Annotated in this window: 3 protein-coding genes; all 3 read right to left on the reverse strand. The window is 23.9% G+C overall.

Translation table 4 applies throughout. The features are described 5' to 3' along the window. Positions 1–872: 872 nt before the first annotated feature. Genes C6B38_RS07860 through C6B38_RS07870 form a run of 3 tightly spaced genes read right to left on the reverse strand, consistent with a single transcriptional unit; the run spans position 873 to position 6696 of the window. Positions 873–1832 carry a hypothetical protein gene (locus C6B38_RS07860; RefSeq protein WP_105299214.1) on the reverse strand — a complete coding sequence of 320 codons (960 nt, stop codon included), beginning with the start codon at positions 1830–1832 and terminating at the stop codon, positions 873–875. A gap of 12 nt (positions 1833–1844) precedes the next feature. Further along, entirely contained in the window at positions 1845–5936 is a 4092-nt protein-coding gene (locus C6B38_RS07865; protein ID WP_105299215.1) for an ABC transporter permease, read from the reverse strand. Positions 5937–5976: 40 nt separating this feature from the next. Then, on the reverse strand, positions 5977–6696 hold the full coding sequence (locus tag C6B38_RS07870; protein ID WP_004028688.1) for a hypothetical protein: 720 nt from the start codon (positions 6694–6696) through the stop codon (positions 5977–5979). Positions 6697–6855: the final 159 nt, after the last annotated feature.

A 6855-nucleotide genomic window follows, 5' to 3' on the forward strand; every position in this document is an offset into this window, starting at 1 on the left:
GACACCATTTAATTTTTTGAATAGTTTAAGTTTAATTAAATAATTTTAAATTATTAAGTTTTTGTGTTTAAACTAAATAAGTTTATTATATTTTAATTAATTAATAATATGTAAATTAACTCATAAAATATGTTATTAAAATAATAAAATATGTATTTATTAATTAAAATTTAATAAATTATTTTTTAGTGTGTTTAATTTTATATTTTTTAGACACCATTTAATTTTTTGAATAGTTTAAGTTTAATTAAATAATTTTAAATTATTAAGTTTTTGTGTTTAAACTAAATAAGTTTATTATATTTTAATTAATTAATAATATGTAAATTAACTCATAAAATATGTTATTAAAATAATAAAATATGTATTTATTAATTAAAATTTAATAAATTATTTTTTAGTGTGTTTAATTTTATATTTTTTATTTATTTATTTTATGATATTTTTTTATTATAAATAAATATTTTTATTATTTTTATTATTTTCTTGTAATCTTTATTCTTATGGAACCATTTTTTCTATTGTAATTATACCATATTTTTAATTTAAAAATAAATATTTTAATCAAATTATTAAAAATAAATAATAAATTGCTAAATAATAAAATTAATGCAAATAATTATATAAAAAATATCTTTCAACATAAAAACTCCTTACATAATTAATTTAAAATCATTTAATAAATTTTATAATTATTACATCCTAGAATTTTCTTATGGAACCATTTTTTCTATTGTAATTATACCATATTTTTAATTTAAAAATAAATATTTTAATCAAATTATTAAAAATAAATAATAAATTGCTAAATAATAAAATTAATGCAAATAATTAAAAACCGCTAATCAAGCGGTTTCTATTAATATGTATAATTAACTAAAAGTTACGTTAATACTACCAGTATAATATTCTGATTTCTCATAGGCAGTAATTGTTCCACTTTTTTTATCCGGATTAATATCTAAATATAAATCATTTAATAAAGCACTTAGTCGATTTAACTGACTAACAAAATTAACACTAATAAACATCATCATTACTTGTAAAATGTTTACCTTTGGTAATTTGCCTAAATTTATTGTTAAGTTCATTTGTCCCAAATCTTCTTTTACTGTTGGTGGTTTTGGTGCCACAACAGTAAAATGTACTTTAACTGAACCATAATAATCTGTTGCTGGGTTATTATGTTCCGATCAATGGTCATTTCCTGAAATTAAAGTTGCGCCAGTTTGATCAGGTTCAACTTCAATTTTATCAACTCTGTCAATTTGTTTGTTTCATATAGTTGATGTTTGTTCACCAATAAAAAATTCACCAAACTTATCTAATTCTGAAATAAGTTGCATATTGTTAAAAATAATGGCAATTAAAATTGTTTTTGGTCGTGCATCAGTAATTTGACCTAAATCAATACTTTTTACTTTATCAGCTAAATGATTTGAAGTTGTTACTGTTTTATTAATTTTTATTGTATTTAAAGTTGTTCCATCACTAAAATTTAATTCATACTGACCATTGCGATACAAATCAATTTTATTAACTGGTTTTGATTGATTATTAAATTTATAATTTTTTATTAACTGTTCAAAGTTTCATTTTGTTTCTTTAAACAATTGTGCCAATTGTTGTAATAATTCAGGAATAGTCTGTTTATTATTTTGTGGATTAATTGTTTTAAAATCAATTCCAGCAAAACCAGTTACTTCAACTGGTAAAACTGGTGGAGCAATTGGAATATTATTTCAATTATCATTTTTAGTACAACTAACTACAGACATTACTGGTCCTGAAGTTAAAATACCAATTGCAATAGTTGCCAGTAATTTTTTCATTTTAATTCCTCCTTAATCCGCATTCATAATTGCAATCAATGGATTAATCCGATTCATATTAAATCAACTAATTAAATATGCAATAAAGTATAATAATAAACCACTGCCAATTGCAATAAATGGAATCATAATATTCATAAACAGTGGTAAAACTATTCCAATTCGAATTAATATCATGTTAGAAATAATTAAAAATAATCATCCAAAACCAAAGCCGGCAATTGTCATTATTACAATAATAGGAATATACATTCCAATAACTAATTTTGTAATATAACGATTTCGATATCCTAATACTTTCATTGTTGCAATAATTGTTTGATTTTCCGCAATAACAATATTGCTTGTTAAAATAATAATCATAAAACTTAATACAAAAGAAATACCAATAATAAAGAAAATAATACCATTAACGGCTTTTGAAATATTTCCTAAAATTGCTTGAGCTTCAGCAATTGGCATTAAATTACTAAAAGTACTATTTGCATATGGTGGATAGGAAATTTCACTTCTAATACCAGCATTTAAACCATAAAAACTATAGTCACCAAATAACTGACTTGTTCCTAATCCGGTTTCAATATCATCAATTTTGGAACTATTAGAAATTTTATAATTAAAAATTGGATATTCATTTTCAAATACAGCAATACAATTAACTGCACTTTGATGTGCTTTTCAATATTTAACAAACTCATTCCATAACTTATCAACAGGTGTACTTGAATGCTCTTTAATAAATTTTTCTAATAATTCTAAACTTTTTCGTTTAGATGGTGCTAATTTATCATTGTTTTTAATAAATGAATTTGTTCATTCGTTTAAAAATAATTGTAATAAATAATTTCGGGTTTTATCATATCCTAGTAATTGTTGTGCCCTATTTTCATTAATTCAAGCTCGTGGTGAACCATATTGATTAGTAATACCAACAACGGTAAAGGATTCGTTCTTCGTTTCATTACTTACCCGATAACTTCTATTAACAATTTTATCGTTTAAAATTGATGGTTTTGTAAAATTAGGGTCAAGTGCATCAATTTTACTTTCTAAAACATGTTCATTATTTCCATCTTTTAAAACCTTATTTTTATATTTATTATCCCCATTAAACATTAATTTACCAACTCGTCCTTGTGCTTGAGTATTATTACCTGTTATATCGCTTGCATCTCAAGCTTGTAAAATTTGATCCGAAGTAGCATCTTGTTCACTAGCAACTAACGCTTTGCGAATCAGTCGCGGACTAATTTGATTTCCAACTGTAAAATTTAATCGTTTAGCTAATGTTTCATTTAAAACAATATTATTACTTGCTGTAAATAATTTTTCATTTAAATTCACATTATTTTTATTAGTTAATGCTTGATTTTTAAATGTGTGATTAATTCCGTAAATTTTAAACTCAATACTATTTAATTCAGCATTAATCATTGTCCCCCGATCATCTGTTAATGGATTAAACGGAATTACTCCAAAGGTTAAATTAAAATTACTATTTTTTTGATTAAATGCTTTTTGCATTTTTAATCGGACAGTTTGTGGAGAACGTGAATATACTCCTTGAATAAAACATTGATTAACATTTTCCACAAAGTAACCATAAATTCAATTATATAAATCATACATTGGTTTTTTTAAACTTGTATTAAATTCATTTCCTGTTGCTGAATCTAAAACATCATAAAAAGATACAGACAATGGTTGTTCTAATGCTGGACGAAAATAATTATTTACTAATTTAATCGTTGGATTTCCTTCTCCAAAATCTCGTTTATAATCACTCTGGGTAAAAATATTTTTCCCTAACTTATCATTTAAATTTAAATTCCCTCGTGAATCAAAATAATCTGTACGTTTAATGTTTAATCCAACAGTTTCCCGATATTTTCAATAAAATAATCGATATTTTTCTAACATATCAATATGTTCCCGTGCTGTTTCTGTTGTTCGTAAATATTTCTCAATGGTTGATTTTGTTAAAAGATTTAAACCAAAATCATTGTAGTCACCTCATGTTGTGCTACAAATTGCTTTTGATAAATCCGGATTAGTTGAAGTTAATTTATTACTTTGTAAAAATTCTTTGGAAATATTACGATATAATAACGATCGCATATCATCTGCTTGATATGTTGGAGCAAAATTTTCGGAATTAATTTGCCCTGTTTCAAAGTCAGTAAGATATTGATTAACATCTCTTGTCATATTTGTATTAATCAAAAGACTTTTTTTACTATCTCATGGCTTTTTACTTGGATCATATGTTCGTAAAAAACTTGTTGGTAAATTATAAATCGGACTATTATATTCAACTAAAGTTTTAAAATTATCTCCTTCATATGAATAACGAATATTATTCTGTAAGATAATTGGAATTGTTGTTGACATCGTAATCATAATGGTACTAATAATCATCGTTAAAGATACCCCAACCATTTTTCCAATTGAATTAGATAATTGTACTGCTTGAAATCGTGCATCAAATGTTTTACGAATTGCAAACATTTTATAAACATTTTTTTTAAAACGACCATATGAAACTGTTTTTTCTTTACGAATTAATTGTAATGGTGTCCTTGAAACCATTATAATTGTTCCACTAATCATTGTGACACAAGTTAACAAAGCAAAAATAAATAAAACACAAGTTACTAATGCTAATGGTGCAAATACAAAATTTCCATATGGTAAATTAAAATATGAACCAAATAAATATTTAACAGTAAATTGGCCACTAATCCCCGTTCCATAACCAACTATCCCACCAATTAATGCAATCATTAATGGATAGGAAATATAACTAAAGGTTAAAACACGGCGTCGATATCCCAATGCTCGTAATAATCCATTTTGTGGTCCAGTTGCATCAATTTGCCGGTGAACAACTAGAATTAACACAAAGAACGAAATAATTAATAAAATCGTAATTAAAATATAAGAACCACTAATAAAAGCATTTAATGTTGATGTAAAATATGTAATTCTTTTCACAAATTCATAACGATTATCTGTCCGAAAAGTAGCAATTGGTAAACCAGTTGACAATGTTTTGACGTAATATCCATGTAAACCAATATGTTTCCCCTGATTAGTATTTAAATAATTATTGATTGTTTGACTATAATTATTTCGCATTTGTTCAACTTTTGTCTGTTGAAATTTTCCAACATAATAAACTTCTCGCTCTAATTGACTTTCTGGAATTAAAATTTGTTTTGTTAAATCTAATTTTGTTACTGGATATTTATTACCAGCTGTATCTTGAACTGTATCTTCAACTAATCCAAACAATCGTGGATCTAAATATGCAATTCCTTCATTTTTCATATTCGGAAATGGATGTACTGCATCAATAATTGGCGTAACATAATCCGCTGATTGTCCAAATCCAACTACTCGGAACCAATTTTCATTTGCATATGGTGATTTCGGCAATCATTTATTAATATCTTCTTTTTCATATGGAGTTAAATCAACATCTTTTAATTCACTATCAGCAACTTTAATTGTTGTTCCATACCTATCGGGTTGTAATCGAATAATATCATTAATTTTAATATTATTTTTGCGAGCAAACTCAGGGGTTAAATAAATCCAATGCATTGTTTCTTGGTTAATTGATAATAAATATTTCGTATAAACACTTAATGGCATTCCATTAGCGACAATAAATTTATCAATTTCTTGATGAAGATTTAATGTTACTGCTTTAATAACTTTATTATTCCCCAATGTAAATGTTCGTGCTTCAACACGGTTATAAATAAAATGTTCATCTCTATTCTTTAATTGTTCTTTAACAAATTCTAAAATTGCATTTTGACGAATCCCACTATCTGTAATTTTTTCAAACTGATCCAGTTCCCTATTTGAATTTTTAACATAAGTGGAATTAGCAAAACTAACAACAAAATCATGTTGATTACTTAATTGTTCAGAAATAAAACTATTATAATTATTTTCTACTCGTTGTTTAGAAACTGCAATAATTGTAAAAATAAAACTAGTTAAAAATACCAAAACAACTAAACCAATAAATTGAATTTTATTTTTAACTGTGTTTTTAAAATTGTTTTTAAATAATAACTTAAAACCTGTCATTTTTCCACATTCTTTCTTCTTTTTTTGTTAATATTTGAATTTAGTTAAAGTAAAGATTAGGTGGTGTTGTTTGTTTTTTAAACTGTGTTAATAATTCTGTTTTACGAAGATTATCAACAATAGTAGCTTTTTTAAATCATTGATTAAAATCATAATTTGGATAAATTATTAATAAAATTGACATTGTTAATTGGTTATGTTGAGTGACAACAATACTAGTCAAAGTACATTTACAAAATGTATAATAACTAGAAGCAATGACATCATTAATCTTTTTTAAATAACCAATATATAATCGAAACAATATTAGCATTATAATAAAACTAATGGTAAAAATTGCATAAAAAACATAGCATAAAATAACTAAAAAAGAATATATTGTTTCATATGCAATTATATTTTGCAATTGAAAAATTATTGAAGTATAACCAAAAAATAATATATATGAAATTAAAACAATATTGCAAAGTCATAAAATAATAATTTGTCAATTAGAAAATAAAATTAATTTCCACGCTGAAATTGTTGTCTTTTTCAATTGTTTAAAATTAATTAAAATTTGCATTAAAATTCCCATAAAAAAGAGAAAAATAAAACTAGATCAAACAAGATAAATTAAATTTAATGTAATATTTAAAAAATTATAATTACCAGCAATATCAATAATTGAAAATGATGATGAAAATAAAATATACACAAGAAAAATAATAAAGAAAATATTAATAAATTTTTGATATTTTTTTAAAACATATATTTTCATTACCATCACCTTTATAACTTTCATTATATTTTGCTCATGTTATTATAACATTATTCCCAAATGAATGTAAAATTAAGTTTAATAAACTGTGAAACAAAGCGGTGTTATTTATGAAATAACACCGCTTTGTTTCTTACAATTAAAATTTTAAAAATTAAC

The organism is Spiroplasma sp. ChiS (genome assembly GCF_002968355.1).
Lineage (GTDB): Bacteria > Bacillota_I > Bacilli_A > Mycoplasmatales > Mycoplasmataceae > Spiroplasma > Spiroplasma citri.